Below are 19,732 nucleotides of genomic sequence, written 5' to 3' on the forward strand. Positions count from 1 at the left end.
CCCCTGCCGAGCGCCTAACACAAAGGTGCTTAGCCTGGCCCGCTGAAAAAACCCGCCGTGGCGGATGCCACGGGCTTGAGCAGCGCCCTGCTTCCGGTTCATATCGCCCCCGGCCCCCGCAGGGCCGGCGGAGGACCTCATGTACAAGCTCTACACCCGTCCCGGCAGCGGCGGCTTCGTTGTCGAGGCGGCCCTGGCGCTGGCCAAGGCGCCGTTCGAGCAGATCGACGTACCGAAATCCGATCGGCCCGATCCCGCTTTCCTCCACATCAGCCCGCTGAACCAGGTGCCGGTGCTGACCTTGCCGGACGGCCGCTCGCTGACCGAATCGGCGGCCATCTGCATCCTGCTCGCCGAACGCCATCCGCGGGCCGGGCTGGCGCCGGCGGCCGATGAACCGGCCCGCGCCGACTTCCTGCGCTGGATGGCGTTCATGTCGTCCGCCCTCTATCCGGCGGTGCTGCGTTTCTACTACGCGCCGCGCTACACGGCCGACGCCGACGGCGCCAAGGCCGTCAAGCAGGCGGCCGTGGCCGAGATGGACCGCGGCTTTGCCGTCGTCGATGCCGCCTTGCGCGGCCGCGACTGGCTGGCAGGCGAGGCGATGTCGGTGGCCGATATCTATTTGGCCATGCTGGTGGCCTGGCATCCCGACAGCGGCAAGGCACGCACTGCCTGGCCCGACATCGAACGCCTGTGGGCCAGGCTTCGCGAGCACCCGCTGATGAAGACGCTCAACGCATCGCACGAAATGTGGCCGGGCTGAACAATTCATCGGCAAAGCACCGCGCTCAGGCATTTCAATGCCTGAGCGTCGCGCGTTTTCCCTGCAGGAAGCGGCGTACCGCCGGATCGCTTTCGAGGCCGATCGCACGGTCATAGGCTTCGACCGCCTGCGGCACCTGGCCGAGCCTGGCCAGAAGGCCGGCGCGCGCGGCCCAATAGGGCTGGTAATCATTGAGCCGCTTGTCGTCGCCAAGCACGTACAACGCCGCCAGCCCCGCCACGGCGCCCTCGGCTTCGGCGATCGCCACCGCGCGGTTGATCGCCACCACGGGCGATCGTGCGATCGAAAGCAACGCGTCGTAGAATTCGCGGATCGCCACCCAGTCGGTCTCGCCGCTCAGCCGCCGCGCCGCGTGGACGGACTGCACGGCCGCCTCGAGCTGGTACCGGCCGATCGCGCCCATGGAGGCGGCGCGGCCGAGCAGGACTTCCGCCTCGTCGATCAGGGCATGATCCCACAGCGCATGATCCTGCTCGGCGAGCGGCACATAATCTCCGGACCCATCGCGGCGCGCGGTACGGCGCGCCTCGGCGAACAGCATCAGCGCAAGCAGGCCCAGCGCCTCCGGTTCGTCCGGCAGCAGCGAGGCCACCAGCCTGCCGAGCCAGATCCCTTCTGTGGCCAGGTTCCGGCGCCGCGTCTCTGTGCCCGCCGGGTCGGACCAGCCCTCGGCGAAGGTCGCGTATATGGCCTCCAGCACGGTATCCAGGCGCTCGCCGAGTTCGGCTCGCTTCGGTACGCGGAACGGAATGCCGGCTTCACGGATGCGGGCCTTGGCCCGCACCAGGCGCTGGCCCATTGTCGCCGGCGGGACCAGGAAGGCGGAGGCGATCGTCGCGGCGTCGAAACCAAGCACGGCCTGCAGGATCAGCGGCGCGCGCACGCCAGGTTCGATCGCCGGATGCGCGCAGGCGAACATCAGCCGCAGCCGTTCGTCGGGCAGGTCCTGGTCGGTCATGCACGCCTCCGCCTCCTCGGCAATCAGCTTGAGATGGTCGCGGCCGGTTTCGCTGGTGAGCCGCCGCCGCACCGCGTCGACACGCCGCCGCCTTGCCACGGCAAGCAGCCAGGCCTCCGGCTTTTCGGGCACGCCGGTTCGCGGCCAGCGTTCGAGCGCCGCGGCAAAGGCGTCGGCCAGCGCGTCCTCGGCGGCGGCCACATCGCGCGTGCGCGCCGCGAGCCAGGCGACCAGCTTGCCGTAGCTTTGCCGGGCGGCGGCCTCGGCGGCTGCCCGGGCAATCTGCGCGCTGCTGTCCATCACATCGTCATTTCTTGGGCATGTATTCGGCCATTTCCCAAATCGGCCGCAACTCGACCGTGCCTGTGCTGGCCGCCGGGCAGCGCGCGGCCCATTCGATGGCGGTATCGATGTCGGCCGCTTCGATCATGTAGAAGCCGGCAAGCTGCTCCTTGGTGTCCGCATAGGGGCCGTCGATCACGTTGGTCTTGCCGTCGGTGATCCGCACCGAGGTGGTTGCCTGAGTCGGGCGCAGCCTTTCTCCGGCCAGCCACGCGCCGGATTTCTTCAACGCTTCGGTATAGGCGCCATAGGCCGCGCTCATCTGTTGGGCCTTTTCGATCGGCGTGTTCGCCAGTGCGGCTTCGTCGTTGTTGATCAAAAGCATGTATCGCATGGGTCTTCTCCCGTGGTTTCGTAGGCCGCGTCCTTGCGAGCCGGACATATGTCGCGCGGCAAGGTCCGATTTCGACAGGTGCCGGAAAAAATCTTTCGGCCACGGTCGCGTCCCGCGCAAGCCGGGAGCTGTTTCCGCATCCATTCAACCGTTCGTCTAATGAATGCAATTGCGGGTTGGCATTTGCGGCCCGCCGTCTAAACTTGGCCGGTTCGCATCGAGGAGGTGGTGCGGCAGCCAATATTTCAGGGAGGAAACCGGATGTTCCATTTCAGAACGAAGTTCGTTGCAGCCGGCGCAATGGCGCTATCGCTTGGGCTCGGCATTGCCTCGGCCAGGGCACAGGAATTCATCAACGTGCTGACCGGCGGCACGTCGGGCGTCTACTACCCGCTCGGCGTGGCGCTGTCGGAAATCTACAGCAAGGGCATCGCAGGCGCCCGCACCCAGGTGCAGGCCACCAAGGCTTCGGTCGAGAACCTCAACCTGCTGCAGCAGGGCAAGGGCGAGATCGCCTTCGCGCTCGGCGATTCCGTCAAGATGGCCGCCGAAGGCAATGCCGAGGCCGGCTTCCCCGGCAAGCTCGACAAATTGCGCGGCATCGCCGCCATCTACCCCAACTATATCCAGATCGTCGCCAGCCAGGAATCCGGCATCAAGACGCTGGCCGACCTCAAGGGCAAGAGCCTGTCGGTCGGCGCGCCGGCCTCCGGCACCGAGCTCAACGCGCGTGCCATCTTTGCCGCCGCCGGCCTGAAATACGAGGATCTCGGCCGGGTCGAATACCTGCCCTTCGCCGAATCGGTCGAGCTGATCAAGAACCGCCAGCTCGATGCCACGCTGCAGTCGGCCGGCCTCGGGGTCGCCTCGATCCGCGATCTCGCCACCTCGGTGCCGATCAACGTCGTCGCGGTGCCGGCCGAGGATGTCGCCAAGATCGGCGCCCCCTATCTGTCGGTGGTTATCCCCAAGGGCACCTATGAGGGCCAGGCCGAGGACGTCGCGACCGCGGCCGTCGGCAATTTCCTCGTCACCCGCGCCGATGTTTCCGACGAGACGGCCTATCAGATGACCAAGCTGATGTTCGAGCATCTCGACCAACTAGCCGCCGCCCACGCCGCCGCCAAGGCGATCGACCCTGCCAAGGCGCTCGACGGCATGCCGGTGCCGCTGCATCCGGGCGCTGAGCGGTACTACAAGGAGAAAGGGTTGCTGAAGTAGGCGAGGACTATCTGAGATGTCTTCACACTGTCATTCGCTCATTTTGGAGTGCGTCGGATGAGCGAAGCAGCCGACGGCAAATCCTCCACCTTCCATCTCCCCGTCGCCGAAGAGCAGGTCGAAGGCTTGCCGCCGGGCTTTGGCGACGGCATCGCCGGCAAGGCTGCCTTCCTCATCGCCGTTGCCTTTTCCGTGTTCCAGATCTACGTCGCCGCCTATGGCAGCATCCCGAGCCAGGTGGTGCGGGCCATGCATGTCGGTTTCCTGCTGCTGCTCGGCTTTGGCCTGATCGCCAACCTGCGCGCCCGAAGCCTGCCGGCCAAGGCCGTGTTCTGGGCGTTCGGCGTGCTCGGCTTCGGCACCGGTCTCTACAATTGGGTGTTCTACACCGACCTCATCCGCCGCTCCGGTTTCCTCACCACGCCGGATCTTGTCGTCGGCGCGGTGCTGGTGGTGCTGGTCTTCGAGGCGGCCCGGCGGCTGATGGGACTGCCGCTGGCGATCATCGCTTTCATCTTTCTCGCCTATTGTTTCGTCGGCAACCATCTGCCGCCGCCCTTCATCCATCGCGGTTACGATTTCGCCCAGCTCGTCGACACTTTCGCCTACGGCACCGAAGGCATATACGGCACGCCGGTCTATGTCTCGGCCGCCTATATCTTCATCTTCGTCGTCTTCGCCGCCTTCCTCGAACGCGCCGGCATGATCGCGCTGTTCAACGATTTCGCGCTCGGCCTGGTCGGCTCGTGGCGCGGCGGCCCGGCGCAGGTCTGCGTTTTGTCCTCGGCGCTGATGGGCACCATCTCCGGCTCCGGCGTCGCCAATGTCGTGGCCAGCGGCCAGTTCACCATCCCGCTGATGAAGCGCTTCGGCTTCCGCTCGGCTTTCGCCGGCGCCGTCGAGGCGACCTCCTCGATGGGCGGCCAGATCATGCCGCCGGTGATGGGCGCGGTCGCCTTCATCATGGCCGAGACGCTGAACATCCCCTATGCCGAAGTGGTCAAGGCGGCGATCATCCCGGCGCTGCTCTATTTCGGCGCCTGTTTCTGGCAGGTGCATCTGGAAGCCGGCAAGGCCGGCCTGCACGGCATGGCCAAGGCCGAACTGCCCAATCCCTGGGATGCCGTGCGCCAGCACTGGCCGCTGGTGCTGCCGCTGGCGGCCCTCATCTATCTCCTGTTTGCCGGCTACACACCGATCTTCGCCGGCACGATGGGCCTGGCGTTGACCATCGTGCTCATCCTCGGCACGCCGCTGGCGGCCCTGATCGGGCCGCTCGCCTTCCGCGTCGTCTTCTGGCTGGCGCTCGGGCTCGCCGCCGCGTCGTTCATGCGCTTCGGCGTCAACATACTCGGCCTCGTCATCGCCGCTCTCGTCGTCGCCTGCTTGGCCTTCAAGGGGGGGCGCGAAACGCTGCGGATCTGCGTGGATTCACTCGCCGAAGGGGCCAAGAACGCGCTGCCGGTCGGCATCGCCTGCGCCATCGTCGGCATCGTCATCGGCACGCTGACGCTCACCGGCATCGCCTCCACTTTCATCGGCTGGATCATCTCCATCGGCCAGGACAATCTGTTCCTGTCGCTGGTGCTGACCATGCTCACCTGCCTGGTGCTCGGCATGGGCATCCCGACCATTCCCAACTACATCATCACTTCCTCGCTGGCCGGCCCGGCGCTTCTGTCGCTCGGCGTGCCGCTGGTGGTCAGTCACATGTTCGTCTTCTACTTCGGCATCATGGCCGATCTCACGCCGCCGGTGGCGCTGGCCGCCTTCGCGGCCGCCCCGATGGCCAGGGAAAGCGGCCTCAAGATCGGCATCCAGGCGACCAAGCTTGCCATTGCCGGTTTCGTCGTGCCGTTCATGGCCGTCTACACGCCGGCGCTCATGCTGCAGGATCCAGGCCCGGTCGCCGCCCAGTTCGGCTACCCCGTCGAGGTCGCCTACATCGTCGTCAAGGCGTGCATGGGCATCGTGCTGTGGGGCGCCGCCGCCGTCGGCTTCCTTGCCAGGCGCATGGCGTGGTGGGAACGGCTCATCGCCTTCTGTGCCGGCGTTCTGCTGGTCGCGGCGATCCCGCTCACCGACGAGACAGGCTGGGCATTGTCGTTTGCCTGGATCGGCTGGCACTTCTGGCGCGCGCGGCGGGCGGCGGCCCAAGCATGAGCCTGTGTATCCTTGCCGCCGGCAAGACGGTGACGCTCGCGGCCGCCGCCTTCACCCTGTCCTGGACGCACTCGGTGGAGCGCACGCGCTGGGAGGAGCACTGGAAGGTGATGCCTTCCGGCCTGCAAGTCACCGAGGCGCGCATAAAGGGCTCGGGCGCCGGCATGGAACCACCGGAGGGCGCGGTGCTGCGAGACGGCTGGTGGGCCTATGCGCCGAAGGCCGGGCCGCAGCGAAGCCTTATGCTCGCCGCCTCCGGCGCGACCGGTGATGGTTGGACACTGTGCACAGATCAGGGTTGCCGAGAACTCGGCAAGGTGGCCGGCGGCACGATCGTGCTGGAGCCGTGTGCTCCGGACGGCACGAGCCTGCCGCGGTAGCGCACGATCATCCCGGCTGGAGCCAGCGCCGTCGAAGACGGTCAGCGGATGGCTTGCATCGAAGGGTATTCAGAAGGACGGCTTGGACTGGGCCCGACTGGACTGGGGCCGACTGGACTGGGGCCGACTGGACTGGAGAAGGTCGCTCACGCAGGCCTCGGCGGCCTGTGTCTTGAGACATTAAGCCGGCGAAGGCGGTCTCAAAGCCGCGGCGATGTCGCACGCCGCCGATCGGCGAAGGTCGGGCGCTCGGCGCGATAGGTGGTGGCGCGCGACTCGGCGTCAGGCCTGCAGATGCGGCTGTTGTGTCGGCTCTCGAAAGTCATGGTCAGTGCGCGCCCAGCGAGGTGCCGCGACGAGCGCAGGCCGGGCCCGGCCCGCGCATGTAGTAGCGCTCGGGCCGATAGGTCGGCGCGACGAATTCGCGGATGGCTGCGGCATAGCCGATGAGGTGCGTGAGGAAGTTCATTTTACCTGTCCCTGTCCCGACTTTCGGGTGTCCCTTCCGAATTGCGGAAATCATAGCGTCGAGGCGTGAATAGTCGGTGAACGCGATGTTAATTTCTGGTCGAAAACCCGTCGCTTCATGGCCGGAATGCGGCTGATTCGGGGTCTTTCCACGCCGTTTGTCGCCATTTCGGCGTGTGTGACTTTTGCATCACATATGTTTCGTTTGGATGTCGCCTGGGTGCGGTTGCGTTTCAGCTTTCGCCCTGGCGGGAGAATTTTCCTTGCTCGCCGCCGCAAGTCCGGAACCCGGCCTGGGACGAGACGTTGATTCTTCGAGCCGGCATGGCCGGCCCATGGGGCCGCCGACCTGCGGCCCCACGCTAACCCGCAACCGCAAGAGCAAAGGAAGGGCCGCAATCATGGGCTTCTTTTCGAAGGACATCAAAACCCTGGACGACCTCTTCGTGCACACGCTGCGCGACATCTATTATGCCGAAAAGCAGATCGAGAAGGCATTGCCGAAGATGATCGACAAGGCGACGGATCCGCAGCTGAAGGCCGGCTTCGAGAAACATCTCGAGCAGACCAGGGGCCATGTCGAGCGCGTAGAGCAGGTGTTCGAACTGCACGGCGTCAAGGCCAAGGAGGTCAACTGCCCGGCCATAGACGGCATCCTCGAGGAAGCCGACGACGTCAGCGGCGACGTCGACGACAAGGAGGTGCTGGATGCGGCGCTGATCGCCTCGGCGCAAGCGGTCGAGCACTATGAGATGACCCGCTATGGCACCTTGATCGCCTGGGCCAAGCAGCTTGGCCGCAGCGACTGCGCCAACGTGCTGGCCAAGAACCTCAAGGAAGAGCAGGCGACGGATCGCAAGCTGACCGAAATAGCGGAAAGCAAGATCAACCTGCAGGCCGCCGAATAGGGGCTGAAAGAGCCGGGGCCGGTGGCAATCGTGCCGGCCTTGGCTCGACCGGATTGGAACCGTTGGGGTCGTCGTCCGTTCCAGCCAGGTCTTTCTCTACAGGAAATCATCATGGCGCCGCGTCCCGCCTGGAGAGGCTATCTGAAGCTTTCGCTGGTCACCTGCGCCATCGAACTGACCAATGTCGTCACCCATGCCGAGAAGGTCTCTTTTCGCATCCTCAACCGCGAGACCGGCAACACGGTGAAGCGGATCTATGTCGACGCCGAAACCGGCAAGCCGCTTGAGGATGGCGACGAGATAAAGGGCTACGAGGACGACGATGGCAAGTTCATCCACATCGAAGAGGACGAGATCGAGGCCATCCAGATCGAGTCCTCGCACACGATGAGCCTCGACGGCTTTGTCGACAAATCCTCCATCGAGCAGATCTATCTCGATACGCCCTATTACGTCGCGCCGGCCGACAAGGTCTCGCAGGACGCTTTCGCCGTCATCCGCGACGCGATGGCCGGCAAGAAGATGGCGGGTCTGGCGCGCATCGTGCTCTATCGGCGCGAACGTCCCGTGGTCATCGAACCGCTCGGCAAGGGCATGGTGCTGACGACGTTGCGCTACGACAACACGGTGCGCCAGCCGGACACCGTCTTCGGCGACATCGAATCGGTGAAGACGGATCAGGAGATGACCGATCTGGCCGAGCTCATCATCGACAAGAAGAAAGCGAAGTTCGATCCCTCGAAATTCGAGGACAAGTACGAGGATGCGCTGCTCGAACTGATCCGCGCCAAGAAGGCGGGCCGCAAGGCGCCGAAGGCCAAGGCGGCGCCCAAGCCGTCCAACGTCGTCAATCTTTTCGACGCTCTGAAGAAGAGCCTTTCGTCGGACGGCGGATCGGGCGAACGCCGCGGCAAGGCCTCCGCGAAAGCCAAGCCGGCGGTCAAACGCGGCAAGCCGAAAGAAGCCGCGCCCAAGCGCAAATCGGCGTGAGGACATCAAGGGATGGCTAGCCTCGAACAATATCACGCCAAGCGCGATTTCAGGAAAACCGCCGAACCCCCCGGCAAGGTCGCCCGCGGCAAGAAGAGCGCGCCCGGCGGCATCTTCGTCATCCACAAGCACGCCGCGACCAGGCTGCATTACGACCTGCGCCTCGAACATGCCGGTGTGCTGTGGAGCTGGGCGGTGACGCGCGGGCCCAGCCTCGATCCGCACGAAAAACGGCTGGCCGTGCATGTCGAGGACCATCCGATCGACTATGCGCCGTTCGAGGGCACCATTCCCAAGGGCGAATATGGCGCCGGCTCGGTCATCGTCTGGGACGAGGGCACATGGGTGCCCGAGGGCGATCCGGCCAAGGCGATGAAGAAGGGCCATATCAACTTCGAACTCAACGGCCACAAGCTGCACGGCAGCTGGCACCTGGTGCGGCTGAGACCGCGCCCCGGAGAGAAGCGCGACAACTGGCTGCTGATCAAGTCGGACGATGGCGCGGCCCGGCCAGGCGAGGATATTCTGGAGGAAGCGCCGAAATCGGTGAAGTCGGGCCTGACGATCGAGGAGGTCGGGGCGGGCAAGGCCGCGAAAGGGGAGAAGGCGAAGGTCTGGCACTCCAACAAACCGGCCGCCGCCCAAGCCAAGGCCGGACACGCAAAGCGCCTCGACTTCATCGAGCCGCAACTGGCCACGCTCGAGCGGGAAGCGCCGCCGGGCGAGGACTGGCTGCATGAGGTGAAGTTCGACGGCTATCGCATGCAGACGCAGATCGCCGGCACGGACGTGCGGCTGCTCACCCGCACCGGCCTCGACTGGACGAAGAAATTCGGCGACGCGATCGTCGCCGAGCTCGCCGGATTGAAATGCAGCGACGCCATCATCGACGGCGAGATCGTCGTGCTGGCCGACAGCGGCGTCTCTTCCTTCGCGCTTTTGCAGGCCGACCTGTCGGCGAAGCGCACGGATCGCTTCATCTACTACGTCTTCGACCTGATGCGGCTGAATGGGCGGGACCTGCGCCGCGAGCCGCTGGTCGAGCGCAAGCAGGCCTTGCAGGAATTGCTGGCCAGCCAGCCGGAGGATTCGGCGGTCCGCTTCAGCGACCATTTCGCCGAGCCCGGCAAGGTGATGCTTGAGCATGCCTGCCGCATGGGACTGGAAGGCGTCGTCTCCAAGCGCGCCGACGCGGTCTACCGCAGCGGGCGCGGGCCGTCCTGGGTGAAGTCGAAATGCACGCTGCGACAGGAGTTCGTCATCGCCGGCTACCTGCCGTCCGACAAGACCGGGCGCGGGCTGCGTTCGCTGCTGCTCGGCTATTTCGAGGCCGGCAAGCTGCACTATGCCGGCCGCGTCGGCACCGGCTTCTCGACCGGCGGCGCCAACGCCCTGAAGAAGAAGCTCGATGCGCTGCAAACGAAGTCGTCGCCCTTCGACAAGGCCGTGCCGAGAGGCAAGGGCCTGGTCTGGGTGAAGCCGGAGCTTGTCGGCGAAGTGGAGTTCCGCAGTTGGACCTCCGACCGTATAGTACGCCACGCCTCGTTCCAGGGGCTGCGCGAAGACAAGCCGGCGGAGGAAGTCGTGCAGGAAAAGCCGAAGGCACCGACAGGCAAAAGCACGGCCCGGGCCAAGCCGGCGTCAAGCGGCGCAACGCCGGCAAGGGCGGCAACCACCACGGTGAAGCTGTCCCACCCAGAAAAGCTGCTGTGGCCCGACGAAAAGATATCCAAGCAGGGGCTGCTCGATCATTACGCGCTGGTGTGGCCGCGCATGAAACAATTCGTGGTCAACCGCCCGCTCAGCCTGGTCAGGGCCCCCGACGGTGTCGGCGGCCAGCGCTTCTTCCAGAAGCATGCCTCGCCAGGCATGCATGACAAGATCGAGAAAACGAGGGATCCCACGGATGGCGAGGAAATCCTGTTTATCCGTGACTTCGACGGCGTCGCGGCACTTGTCCAGCTCGGCGTGGTCGAGATCCACATCTGGGGTTGCACCATCGACGAGCTCGAACGACCTGACCAGATCGTCTTCGATCTCGACCCCGATGAAGGCGTCGACGTGAAGGCGGTGCGGGCGGCGGCACTCGACATAAGGGGCAAGCTTGACGAGCTGTCGCTGCCCAATTTCGTCAAGACGTCGGGTGGCAAGGGCTTTCATATCGTCGTGCCGCTGAAGCCGTCGGCCAACTGGGAGGAGGTGAAAGGCTTCGCCCATGATTTCGCGCGCGCGCTGGAACAGGGCGCGCCCGACCGCTACACCGCGACGCTGTCCAAGAAGGCGCGCACCGGCAAGATATTCGTCGACTATCTGCGCAATGGCAGCGGCGCGACCACGGTGGCGCCCTACTCGTCGCGGGCCAAGAAGGGTGCCACGGTGTCGATGCCGGTGACCTGGGCCGAGATCGAAGCCGGCCTGCCGCCGAACGCATTCCCCATCGGCGACAAGACGACGCTGAAGCAACTCGCGGAAGCCGATCCGTGGAAGGATTTCTTCAAGAAGGGGAAGGTGTTGAAGCGGGGGTAATCCTGCCCGCATTTGCAGCGCGGCGATCCTTCGCGCCTGTCCCGCCGGCGAATCGATGCTGGCAACAGCGCCGATAGCTCAAGCCAAAAACACCTTCTCGAACGCCTGTTTGCCGGGCGGCGAAAAAATCACGGCGCGGCTGTCCTTCTCCCGGCGCGCCCATTTCTCGGTGAGGATCTTGTCGAGGATGGCGGCGCCCAGCGTGCCGGCGAGATGCGAGCGCCGTACGCTCCAGTCGAGGCAGGCGCGGCACACCGGCCGCCGGGCCTTTGCCTCCACATCGATGCCCATCGCCGCGAAATGCGAGGCGGCCGAAGGCGCCAAGCGGATTTCGCCGCGGTCTCGCAGCAGCAGCCTCCGGTCGATGAGGCGGTCGAGCATCGCCACCGCCTGCTCGCCGGCAAGATGATCGTAGCAGACGCGCGCCACGCGCATCGCCCCGTCGCGAGGGCCCGGCCGCACGCGCCTGGGGCCGATGGTTTCGGCGACGCCGGCGATGGCTTCGATCATTTCAGCCACCTGCGGCCCGGCGAGCCCGTAATAGCGATGCCGGCCCTGGCTTGCCACGGTCAGCAGCCCGCCTTCCATCAGTTTCGACAGATGCGAGGAGGCGGTCGGCATCGATACGCCGGCCTCGAGCGCCAGTTCGCTTGCCGTCAGCGCCGTGCCGCCCATCAATGCGTTGAGCATGTTGGCGCGGGCCGGGTCGCCGATCAGGCTGGCGATGCGGGCAATGTCGGGTCCTTCGCGCATAGTTTCATCCCTATCGAAGCATTCTCGCCAGATAATCACTATCCTTCGCTGAGCTCAAGGAGCGCTGACGATGCTCCTGACAGGAAACTGCTTAGCACACCGGCGTAGGCGACGTTTCGACAGAGATCGAATTATCTGTGCGTCAACTCAGGGAGACCGGAATGACCATCACCTGCTTCATCCGCTACGAGATCGATCCGTTCGGCAAGGCCGCGTTCGAGGAATATGCCCGCAACTGGGGCCAGGCCATTCCGCGCTGCGGCGCCGACCTGATCGGCTACTACGCGCCGCATGAAGGCTCGGCCACGACCGCCTATGCGGCCTACAACATAGAAAGCCTGGCCGCCTATGAAGCCTATAGGGCCCGGCTTGCCGCCGACCCGGCCGGCAAGGCAAACTACGAATTCGCCCGCCGTGAAAAATTCATCCTCAAGGAGGACCGCATGTTCCTGAAACTGGCGTCCGGCCCGCACGCGAAGCTGGTGCTGCCGTGATCGCCGTCATCTTCGAGGTCGAGCCGGCCGCGGGCAGGCGCGACGCCTATCTGGGCATCGCCGCCCAGTTGCGGCCGCTGCTTGAAGGCATCGATGGCTTCATCTCGGTCGAGCGCTTCCAGAGCCTCGCCAATCCGGACCGCATCCTGTCACTATCGTTCTGGCGCGACGAGGATGCGGTGAAGACCTGGCGCAACACGCAAGAACACCGGCAGGCGCAGCAGGCCGGGCGCGGCGGCATCTTTGCCGACTACCGCCTGCGCATCGCGCACGTCGTGCGCGATTATGGCTTGAGTGAAAGGCAACAGGCGCCGGTGGATAGCCGGGCCGTGAACGGCTAATCGGCAGGTTCATCCTTCTCCACAAGGGGAGAAGGATGAACCCTATGCGTTCCCGATCAGCACGCCCGCCGCGAACACCAGCGCGCCGCCGAGCACCACCTGGAAGGCGGCGCGCAGGAAGGGTGTCTGCATGTAGCGGTTCTGGACGAAGGCGATGGCCCAGAGTTCGAAGAACACCACCACGGCGGCAACCGCTGTCGCCGTCCAGAAATGCGGGATCAGGTAGGGCAGCGCATGGCCGAGGCCGCCGAGCGTCGTCATGATGCCCACGGTCAGGCCGCGCTTGACCGGCGAACCCCGACCCGACAGCTTGCCGTCGTCGGAGGCGACCTCGGTGAAGCCCATCGAGATGCCGGCGCCGATCGAGGCGGCGAGGCCGACGAGAAGCGTCTGCCACGTGTCATGCGTGGCAAAGGCGGCGGCGAAGATCGGCGCCAGCGTCGATACCGAGCCGTCCATCAGTCCGGCCAGTCCCGGCTGCACATAGGTGAGGATGAACTGGCGCTGCTCGGCCGTCGCCTCCTCGACCTTCACGGTGCCCGGCACGTGCTGCTGCTCCAGCCGCTGCGCCATGCTCTCATGGCTCTGTTCCGCCGCCGCCAGTTCGTCGAGCAGCTTTCTGGTCGAGGCATCGGTGGTGCGCCTGGCCGCCTCGACATAGAACAGATAGGCCTGCCGCTCCATCGCCTCGGCCTGGCGGCGTACCTGCTCGATGCCGAGCGGCTTGACCAGCCAGTCGGGCTTGCGCTCGTAATAGCCCTTCACATGCTCGCGCCGGATCAGCGGAATGCGCTCCCCGAAACGCCTGCGGAAAAGCTCGATCAGCGCGTCGCGATGACCGTCCTCCTCCTCGGCCATGTCCTCGAACATCTTGGCCGATTGCGGAAAATCCTCCGCCAGCCCATCCGCATAGGCGCGATAGATGCGCCCGTCGTCTTCTTCCGACGAGATGGCAAGCGCCAGGATCTCCTGTTCGGAGAGCGAATCGAAGGAGCGGCGGCCGAAGCCGAAAACACGGGAAAGCATGAGGAAATCACCCTAGTTTAGAATTGTTCTAAACTAAAGTTTGCTGCCGCATCGGTCAATCGTGCGCCTGGGCAGTGGTCAAGATTTGTTGAAGCCGCCATTCGGCGCCGCCTCTTCATTATCGGCAAATGTTCACTTATATGACCAAACTCAAGCCAACAACCGAGGAAGCCGCCGATGACTGCAAAGCCGGACGCCCATCACTTCGACCCGAAACCCGTCCTCGACCTCATAGCCAGCATCGAGGCCGATCTGCAGCGCCTGAAAGGTCTGGTCGAGCAGCAGATCGAGAAGTTCGATCCCGCCAACCCGCACAACAAGACCCTCGACGGCAAGCTGACCGAGGAAGGCGTCGAGTGCTGCTACCGCATGTTCGACGAAGGCAAGTCGCGCTATTCGGTCTCCCAGCAGATGAAGATTTCCTTTGCCGCCGCCACCCATCGCTTCAACGCCTGGCGCAAGGCCGGCGGCAACAAGCGGCAGCGGACGTTGTTGGGGTGAGGGTTGAACTGGACGGACCGGCAGGCAGGTGACTGCCAGCACTGCCGGCCGTCGTGATCTCAAACCTTGTGAGGGTTACATTTTTTTGTTGGCCTCGCGCGGCCCTTTGCGTGCATCATGGCCGGACCACATCTTACAGGACCCGCCATGACCACGCCTCCCGGCATCGCCGATATCCACGCCGCCGCCGCCCGGCTCTCCGGCCTTATCGTCGAGACGCCGCTGATCGAATCGCCCGAGCTCAACAGCCGCTTCGGCGGCCGCATCCTGTTCAAGCCGGAAACGCTGCAGCGTACCGGCTCGTTCAAGTTCCGCGGCGCCTACAACAAGCTGTCCTCGCTATCGGCCGAGGAGCGTGGCCGCGGCGTGGTCGCCTTTTCCTCGGGCAATCATGCGCAAGGCGTTGCCGCTTCCGCCGCCATGTTCGGCGTCAGGGCGGTCATCGCCATGCCGTCGGACGCACCGGCCATGAAGATCGGCAATGTCCGCAAGATGGGCGCCGAAGTGGTCGCCTTCGATCGCGTCCGCGAAGACCGCGTGGCCGTGGTGCGGCCTTACGTGGAGAAGGGCATGGTCCTGGTGCCGCCCTATGACGATCCCGCCATCATCGCCGGCCAGGGCACGATCGGCCTCGAACTGCTGCGTCAGGCCAAGGCGCTTGGCGTGAGCCTCGACGCCGTCATCGTTCCCTGTGGCGGCGGCGGGCTGAGCAGCGGGATTTCGATCGCGGTCAAGGACGGTTCGCCCGCCACCGCCGTCTGGGCGGCAGAGCCGGAATTTTTCGACGACACCAGCCGGTCGCTGGCCAAGGGCACCAGGGTAGCGAATGAGCCCGGCCACACCTCGATCTGCGATTCACTTCTCGTCGCCGAGCCGGGCGCGCTCACTTTCGAGATCAATCGCAGGACGCTGGCCGGCGGGATTGCCGTCTCGGAGGAGGCGACGAAGCAGGCCATGCGCGACGCCATGGCCCATCTCAAGCTCGTCGTGGAGCCCGGCGGCTGCGTCGGGCTCGCCGCGCTCTCGTCGGGCAGGATCGACTTGGCCGGCAAATGCGTGGCCGTGGTGCTGTCTGGCGGCAATGTCGATTTCGACGCCTATGCCAAGATCATGGCTGCTGCCGCTTGACGCCCGCCCTGCATGGCAGGGCGGGCAGCCTTGTTGTTTCGCAATTCCGGATGGAAACCGCTGCGCACTTTTCCTGGAATTGCCCAGTGCCCGTCAGCTGATGACGGTGCCGTCAGTCGATGACTTTCACGATGCGACGGGTTCCGGGATCGACGAGGACGGTCTGACCGTTGACGACGACATAGCGGTACTGCACATCAGGAACATCGATCGCATGCAGCTCAACAGTGTCCGGCAAGGTCGAGCCGATGGCCAGCTGGACGCCCAGCAGGTCGACCGAGGCGATCGGCTTCTTGTGCACATATTCGCGGATAACGGTCTCCTGCTGCGGCTCGATGATCACGTCCTGAGCAGCGGCGGCACCGATGCCGGCGGCTAGCAGAAGCCCGGCCGCGGTGGCGGAAAGATACAGTCTCATCATTGCCTCCATTGCTGGTCGATAGAGCGCAATACAGTTGCAAGTCTCGGCTCTATCTCGTTGTTTTGGTGGCATTCCGCACCCCGCCAGATGATGCGGCCGGACTCGAGATGCCAAAGGCTTCGCTTGCACTGAGGGGGCCGTCTTGGCCCGCAAGTGGCAGCGGCGAGGCTGATCGACAACGCCGGGGCAGAAGCATGGTTCCAACGGGAGGGTCCAGGGCTCGATGGAACCCTGGACCGCCCCAGCGGCTGTTTTCAGTCCAGCGTGCGGCGGAAGCGGACCAGGGCGACGCCGGCAAACAGCGCCACGAACACCATCAGCCAGCCGATCTCCACGGCCACCGCCGGCAGCTGCGCGCCCTTCAGCATGACGGCACGGGTAATGCGCAGGAAATGCGTCAGGGGAAAGATCTCGCCAAAGATCTGCGCCCAGCCCGGCATGCCGCGATAGGGAAACATGAAACCCGAAAGCATGATCGACGGCAGGAAGAAGAAGAAGGTGAGCTGCAAGGCCTGCATCTGCGTGCGCGCGACGGTCGAGATCGTGTAGCCGAGCAGCACCAGGGACAGCACGAACACCAGCACCGCCGACAAGAGCAGCGTCATCGACCCCGTGAAGGGGATGGCGAACAGAAGCTTCGACGCCGCCAGCACCACCACGACCTGAACCGCGCCGACCGCCAGATAGGGCAGCACCTTGCCCAGCATGATCTCGAGCGGGCTGGACGGCATGGCGAGCAGGTTCTCCATCGTGCCGCGCTCTGTCTCGCGCGTCAGCGCGATCGAGGTCATCATCACCATCGTCATCTGCAGGATGACGCCGAGCAGGCCGGGGACGATGTTGTATTGCGAGATGCCCTCCGGATTGTAGCGCCGGTGCACGACCACATCGAGCTGGCCCCGGGCGGCCTCGGCGGCGGCCTCCTGCATGCCTTGCGCTCTGAGCAGCGCCTGGCCGGCGACGGTGCTGAGCGTCGAGATGGCGCCGCTGGCAACCGCCGGGTCGGTGGCGTCGGCCTCGATCAGGATCTGCGGATTGTCGCCGCGCTCCACCCGCCGCGCGAAATCGGCCGGAATGGTGACGACGAAGGCGACGTCGCCGCGCGCCATCAGGAATTCGGCCTCCTCGGCACTTTGCGCCACATGGTCGAAACGGTAGTAGCCGGTGGTCTGCAGCGCCGAGACCATGGCGCGCGTATAGGGATCGCTGCTCGTCGCCACGAGTGCCGCCGGCAGGCTCTTCGGGTCGTTGTTGATGGCGTAGCCGAACAGCACCAGCTGGATCAGCGGCACGCCCAGCATCATGGCGAAGGTGATGCGGTCGCGGCGCATCTGGATGAACTCCTTGATCAGCAGCGCGCCGAGCCGGGCTAAGGAGAAGACCGCGTTCATGCCATGTTGTCCTTCGAGCCGGACATGAACTGAATGAAGACGTCCTCGAGGCTGGTTTCGCCCGGCGCAACCGTCACGCCCTTGTGTTCCTTCTCGACATCGGCCAGCGCCGTCTCCAGCTTCTTCCTGTCGGCTCCCACGACATGCAGCGTCGCGCCGAACGGCGCCACCTGGTCGACGCCCGGCCGGCCTTCGAGCGCTTGCGCCACCTGGTCGAGGCGCGGGCCCTGCAGGACGAAAGTGGTCAGGCCGGCATTCCTGACCACCTCGGCGACGGTGCCCGTCGCCAGCATCTTGCCGTAGGAGATATAGCTGATGCGATGGCAGCGCTCGGCCTCGTCCATGTAGTGGGTGGAGACCAGCACGGTCAGCCCGCCGCTCGCCAGCCGGTGGATCTCGTCCCAGAACTCGCGCCGCGCCTTGGGGTCGACGCCGGCCGTCGGCTCGTCGAGCAGAAGCAGCTTGGGCTTGTGCATGATGCAGGCGGCCAGCGCCAGCCGCTGCTTCCAGCCGCCCGATAGCGTACCGGCGAGCTGGTTGCGGCGTGTCGTCAGGCCGAGCTCCTCCAGGGTCCTGGCGACATGCTCCTCGACCGGCTTCAGCCGGTAGAGCCGCGCCACGAATTCGAGGTTCTCGCCGATCGTCAGATCCTCGTAGAACGAGAATTTCTGCGTCATGTAGCCGACCTCGCGCTTGATGCGCAGGCTGTCGGTGAGGATGTCGAAACCCAGCACCGTGCCTTCGCCCTCGTCCGGGGTCAGCAGGCCGCACATGATGCGGATGGTGGTGGTCTTGCCCGAGCCGTTGGGGCCGAGGAAGCCGACGATCTCGCCTTCCGCCACCGTCATCGTGACATGGTCGACGACGGTTTTGTCGCCGAAGCGCTTGACCAGGCCGTGCACGTCGATGACGTTCATTTTCCTGAAACCGCCAGCTCGACGTCGACGATCTGGCCCGGCTGCAAGGCGCCGGCGCCGCCCTCCGGCCGCGCCTCGACGAGGTAGACCAGCTTCTGCCGGTTCTCCAGCGAATAGATCACCGGCGGAGTGAATTCCGGATCGGGCGAGACATAGCTGACGCGCGCCTTCACATCCGGGCCGCAACCGTCGCAATGGACGCGGAGCAAGGTGCCGACCTTGACGGAGGAGAAGGCGGCTTCCGGTATATAGACGCTGAGCTTCACCGCGCCGTCGGGCAGCACGGAGATGACGGGCGCGGTCGGACCTGCCGTGTCGCCCGGATTGCGAATGACGTCGCTGACGCGGCCCGGAGAAGGGGCCGCCAGGGTGCGCTTGGATAGCCGCCACGCCGCTTGGTCGAGCGCGGCCTGTGCCTGCTTGACCTGACTTTCGGCGGCCCTGATCGTCTCGGGACGCGCCGGCAGGCCGCCGGCGGCGAGATTGGCCTGCGCCTGTCCGACCTGCGCGTTGGCCGTCTCCAGCGTGGCCGAGGCGGTGTCGTAGTCGGCCTGCGTGCCGGTGCCGCGCTTGAAGAGGTCGGCGGCGCGGTCGTATTTGCGTCTGGCATCGTCAGCCTGCGCCTTGGCCATGTCGACCTGGGCCTTGAGGGCGGCGATTTCTTCCGGCCGCTTGCCTACCTGCAGATCGGCAAGCTGCGCGCGCGCCTGGGCGAGACTTGCCGTGGCCTGTGCGACCGCGATTTTCGCGTCGGCGTTTTCCAGCGTCACGATCGTGGTGCCCGATGTGACGCGATCGCCGCGCTTGACCGCGACGGTCTCGACCTGCGCCACCTCGATCGGCGCCAGCAGCACATAGTCGCCTTCGACATACCCGACGGCCAGCGGAGAAGCCGGTGCGCAGGCGCCGAAGAGTTGAGCGGCAAGCGGCAGCGAACAAAGAAAGCTCATCGTCTCGATCCCTTCCGGGCGGCCAGTATGGCGCTGAGGTTCTCCGATGTGACGGCCGCCACCTTGGCGGCCTCGGCGGCGCCGATCTCGCGCCAGCCCATGCGGCGCATGACCGCCTCGCGGCCGATGCGGAAATAGATGACCTGTCCGATCAGCGTGAACACGGTGAGCCGGGTCGCCTCGCTCTCGGCCGCCTCGCCGGTCGCCTGTTCCCAGAGCAGGCACAGGCGCCGATGCGTCGGCTCGAACACGCCGTCATAGATGCGGTCGAGCGCCGCGGTCGGGTGCGAGAGCTCGCGCAGCACGAACTGCACGATCTCACCGGCCTGCGGCTGCGCCACAACGAATGCCACCATCCGCTCCAGCGCGGCGAACAGCTGCGCGCGCGCCGTCTCGGCGTTCGCGATTGCCGGCGCCCGCGTCTCGCCGAGTGCCTGGCCGGCGACCGATTGTATGGTGTCCACGATATGGTCGGCGGCGGCGAGGCGCAGCCCCTCCTTGCTGCCGAAGTGATAGGCGATGGAACCGATATTGGCCTTGGCCTCCGCCGCGATCTCGCGCGTGGAGGTGCCGTCGAAGCCTTGTCGTCCGAACAGCTTGAGCGCCGCGCGGACCAGCGCTTCACGCGTCATCTCCGCAGCGGGCGGCTCACGGCGAGGAGTTCGGGCTTCGGGCGGCTTGATCATGTGGCATACTTTAATCAATCGATTGATTAAAGTCAAATCCGAGTTCG

The 19,732-nt window shown here is 65.4% G+C and carries 21 protein-coding genes; 11 read left to right on the forward strand and 10 right to left on the reverse strand.

All coding sequences use genetic code 11. The annotated features are described in order from the left end of the window. Positions 1-139: 139 nt before the first annotated feature. Positions 140-766: a glutathione S-transferase family protein gene (locus FJ951_RS07255; RefSeq protein ID WP_140514133.1), complete on the forward strand. Its 627-nt coding sequence runs from the start codon at positions 140-142 to the stop codon at positions 764-766. A 34-nt stretch (positions 767-800) separates the two neighbouring features. Here the strand turns inward: FJ951_RS07255 and FJ951_RS07260 are convergent, their stop codons facing one another. Next, entirely contained in the window at positions 801-2,045 is a 1,245-nt protein-coding gene (locus tag FJ951_RS07260; protein ID WP_140514435.1) for an RNA polymerase sigma factor, read from the reverse strand. Positions 2,046-2,052: 7 nt separating this feature from the next. Then, entirely contained in the window at positions 2,053-2,421 is a 369-nt protein-coding gene (locus FJ951_RS07265; protein ID WP_140491798.1) for a YciI family protein, read from the reverse strand. 261 nt (positions 2,422-2,682) lie between these two features. Here FJ951_RS07265 and FJ951_RS07270 point away from each other — a divergent pair, with 261 nt between their 5' ends. The 3 genes from FJ951_RS07270 to FJ951_RS07280 are packed head-to-tail and all read left to right on the forward strand — an operon-like array spanning position 2,683 to position 6,185. Then, entirely contained in the window at positions 2,683-3,642 is a 960-nt protein-coding gene (locus FJ951_RS07270) for a TAXI family TRAP transporter solute-binding subunit (RefSeq protein WP_140514134.1), read from the forward strand. A 57-nt stretch (positions 3,643-3,699) separates the two neighbouring features. Beyond that, positions 3,700-5,805 (forward strand): TRAP transporter permease, encoded by a 2,106-nt coding sequence (locus FJ951_RS07275; RefSeq protein ID WP_140514135.1) that lies wholly within the window; start codon positions 3,700-3,702, stop codon positions 5,803-5,805. Then, positions 5,802-6,185 (forward strand): DUF1850 domain-containing protein, encoded by a 384-nt coding sequence (locus tag FJ951_RS07280; protein ID WP_140514136.1) that lies wholly within the window; start codon positions 5,802-5,804, stop codon positions 6,183-6,185. The genes FJ951_RS07275 and FJ951_RS07280 overlap by 4 nt, the downstream gene beginning before the upstream one ends. Before the next feature lie 328 nt (positions 6,186-6,513). Here FJ951_RS07280 and FJ951_RS07285 read toward each other — a convergent pair whose 3' ends face one another. Then, a complete protein-coding gene (locus tag FJ951_RS07285; protein WP_013892047.1) occupies positions 6,514-6,654 on the reverse strand; it encodes a hypothetical protein in 141 nt (46 codons plus the stop codon). 400 nt (positions 6,655-7,054) lie between these two features. On the opposite strand from FJ951_RS07285, the gene FJ951_RS07290 reads away from it, so the two are divergent. The 3 genes from FJ951_RS07290 to ligD all read left to right on the forward strand — a co-directional run bounded on the left by FJ951_RS07290 (position 7,055) and on the right by ligD (position 11,077). Then, positions 7,055-7,561 (forward strand): ferritin-like domain-containing protein, encoded by a 507-nt coding sequence (locus FJ951_RS07290; protein ID WP_140491790.1) that lies wholly within the window; start codon positions 7,055-7,057, stop codon positions 7,559-7,561. Between the two features lie 111 nt (positions 7,562-7,672). Next, complete coding sequence (locus FJ951_RS07295) at positions 7,673-8,551, forward strand: Ku protein (RefSeq protein WP_140514137.1); 879 nt, start codon at positions 7,673-7,675, stop codon at positions 8,549-8,551. Positions 8,552-8,563: 12 nt separating this feature from the next. Beyond that, on the forward strand, positions 8,564-11,077 hold the full coding sequence (gene ligD / locus FJ951_RS07300) for a DNA ligase D (protein ID WP_140514138.1): 2,514 nt from the start codon (positions 8,564-8,566) through the stop codon (positions 11,075-11,077). A gap of 78 nt (positions 11,078-11,155) precedes the next feature. Here the strand turns inward: ligD and FJ951_RS07305 are convergent, their stop codons facing one another. Next, positions 11,156-11,830: a winged helix-turn-helix domain-containing protein gene (locus FJ951_RS07305; protein WP_140514139.1), complete on the reverse strand. Its 675-nt coding sequence runs from the start codon at positions 11,828-11,830 to the stop codon at positions 11,156-11,158. 161 nt (positions 11,831-11,991) lie between these two features. Between FJ951_RS07305 and FJ951_RS07310 the strand changes: the two genes are divergently transcribed. Further along, positions 11,992-12,324 (forward strand): NIPSNAP family protein, encoded by a 333-nt coding sequence (locus FJ951_RS07310; protein WP_140491782.1) that lies wholly within the window; start codon positions 11,992-11,994, stop codon positions 12,322-12,324. After that, complete coding sequence (locus tag FJ951_RS07315) at positions 12,321-12,665, forward strand: antibiotic biosynthesis monooxygenase (protein WP_140514140.1); 345 nt, start codon at positions 12,321-12,323, stop codon at positions 12,663-12,665. Before FJ951_RS07310 ends, FJ951_RS07315 begins: the two co-directional genes overlap by 4 nt. Before the next feature lie 42 nt (positions 12,666-12,707). Here the strand turns inward: FJ951_RS07315 and mbfA are convergent, their stop codons facing one another. Continuing rightward, positions 12,708-13,691, reverse strand: a complete 984-nt coding sequence (gene mbfA, locus FJ951_RS07320; protein WP_140491779.1) for an iron exporter MbfA — start codon at positions 13,689-13,691, stop codon at positions 12,708-12,710. Between the two features lie 177 nt (positions 13,692-13,868). Between mbfA and FJ951_RS07325 the strand changes: the two genes are divergently transcribed. Both FJ951_RS07325 and FJ951_RS07330 read left to right on the forward strand, forming a co-directional pair. Next, positions 13,869-14,192, forward strand: a complete 324-nt coding sequence (locus FJ951_RS07325; protein WP_140514141.1) for a hypothetical protein — start codon at positions 13,869-13,871, stop codon at positions 14,190-14,192. Between the two features lie 147 nt (positions 14,193-14,339). After that, positions 14,340-15,320, forward strand: a complete 981-nt coding sequence (locus FJ951_RS07330) for a threonine/serine dehydratase (RefSeq protein WP_140491775.1) — start codon at positions 14,340-14,342, stop codon at positions 15,318-15,320. A gap of 112 nt (positions 15,321-15,432) precedes the next feature. Here the strand turns inward: FJ951_RS07330 and FJ951_RS07335 are convergent, their stop codons facing one another. From FJ951_RS07335 to FJ951_RS07355, 5 genes are all read right to left on the reverse strand, one after another. Further along, positions 15,433-15,738, reverse strand: a complete 306-nt coding sequence (locus tag FJ951_RS07335) for a DUF1236 domain-containing protein (RefSeq protein WP_140491773.1) — start codon at positions 15,736-15,738, stop codon at positions 15,433-15,435. A gap of 257 nt (positions 15,739-15,995) precedes the next feature. After that, positions 15,996-17,132, reverse strand: a complete 1,137-nt coding sequence (locus FJ951_RS07340; RefSeq protein WP_140491771.1) for an ABC transporter permease — start codon at positions 17,130-17,132, stop codon at positions 15,996-15,998. Beyond that, entirely contained in the window at positions 17,129-18,049 is a 921-nt protein-coding gene (locus tag FJ951_RS07345) for an ABC transporter ATP-binding protein (protein ID WP_140491769.1), read from the reverse strand. Before FJ951_RS07345 ends, FJ951_RS07340 begins: the two co-directional genes overlap by 4 nt. Then, a complete protein-coding gene (locus tag FJ951_RS07350; protein WP_140514142.1) occupies positions 18,046-18,999 on the reverse strand; it encodes an HlyD family efflux transporter periplasmic adaptor subunit in 954 nt (317 codons plus the stop codon). The genes FJ951_RS07345 and FJ951_RS07350 overlap by 4 nt, the downstream gene beginning before the upstream one ends. Beyond that, positions 18,996-19,685, reverse strand: coding sequence for a CerR family C-terminal domain-containing protein (locus tag FJ951_RS07355; RefSeq protein WP_140514143.1), 690 nt, complete (start codon positions 19,683-19,685; stop codon positions 18,996-18,998). Before FJ951_RS07355 ends, FJ951_RS07350 begins: the two co-directional genes overlap by 4 nt. Between the last annotated feature and the right edge of the window lie 47 nt (positions 19,686-19,732).

The sequence above is a fragment of the Mesorhizobium sp. B2-2-3 genome (assembly GCF_006442405.1).
In the GTDB taxonomy this organism is placed as follows: Bacteria; Pseudomonadota; Alphaproteobacteria; order Rhizobiales; family Rhizobiaceae; genus Mesorhizobium.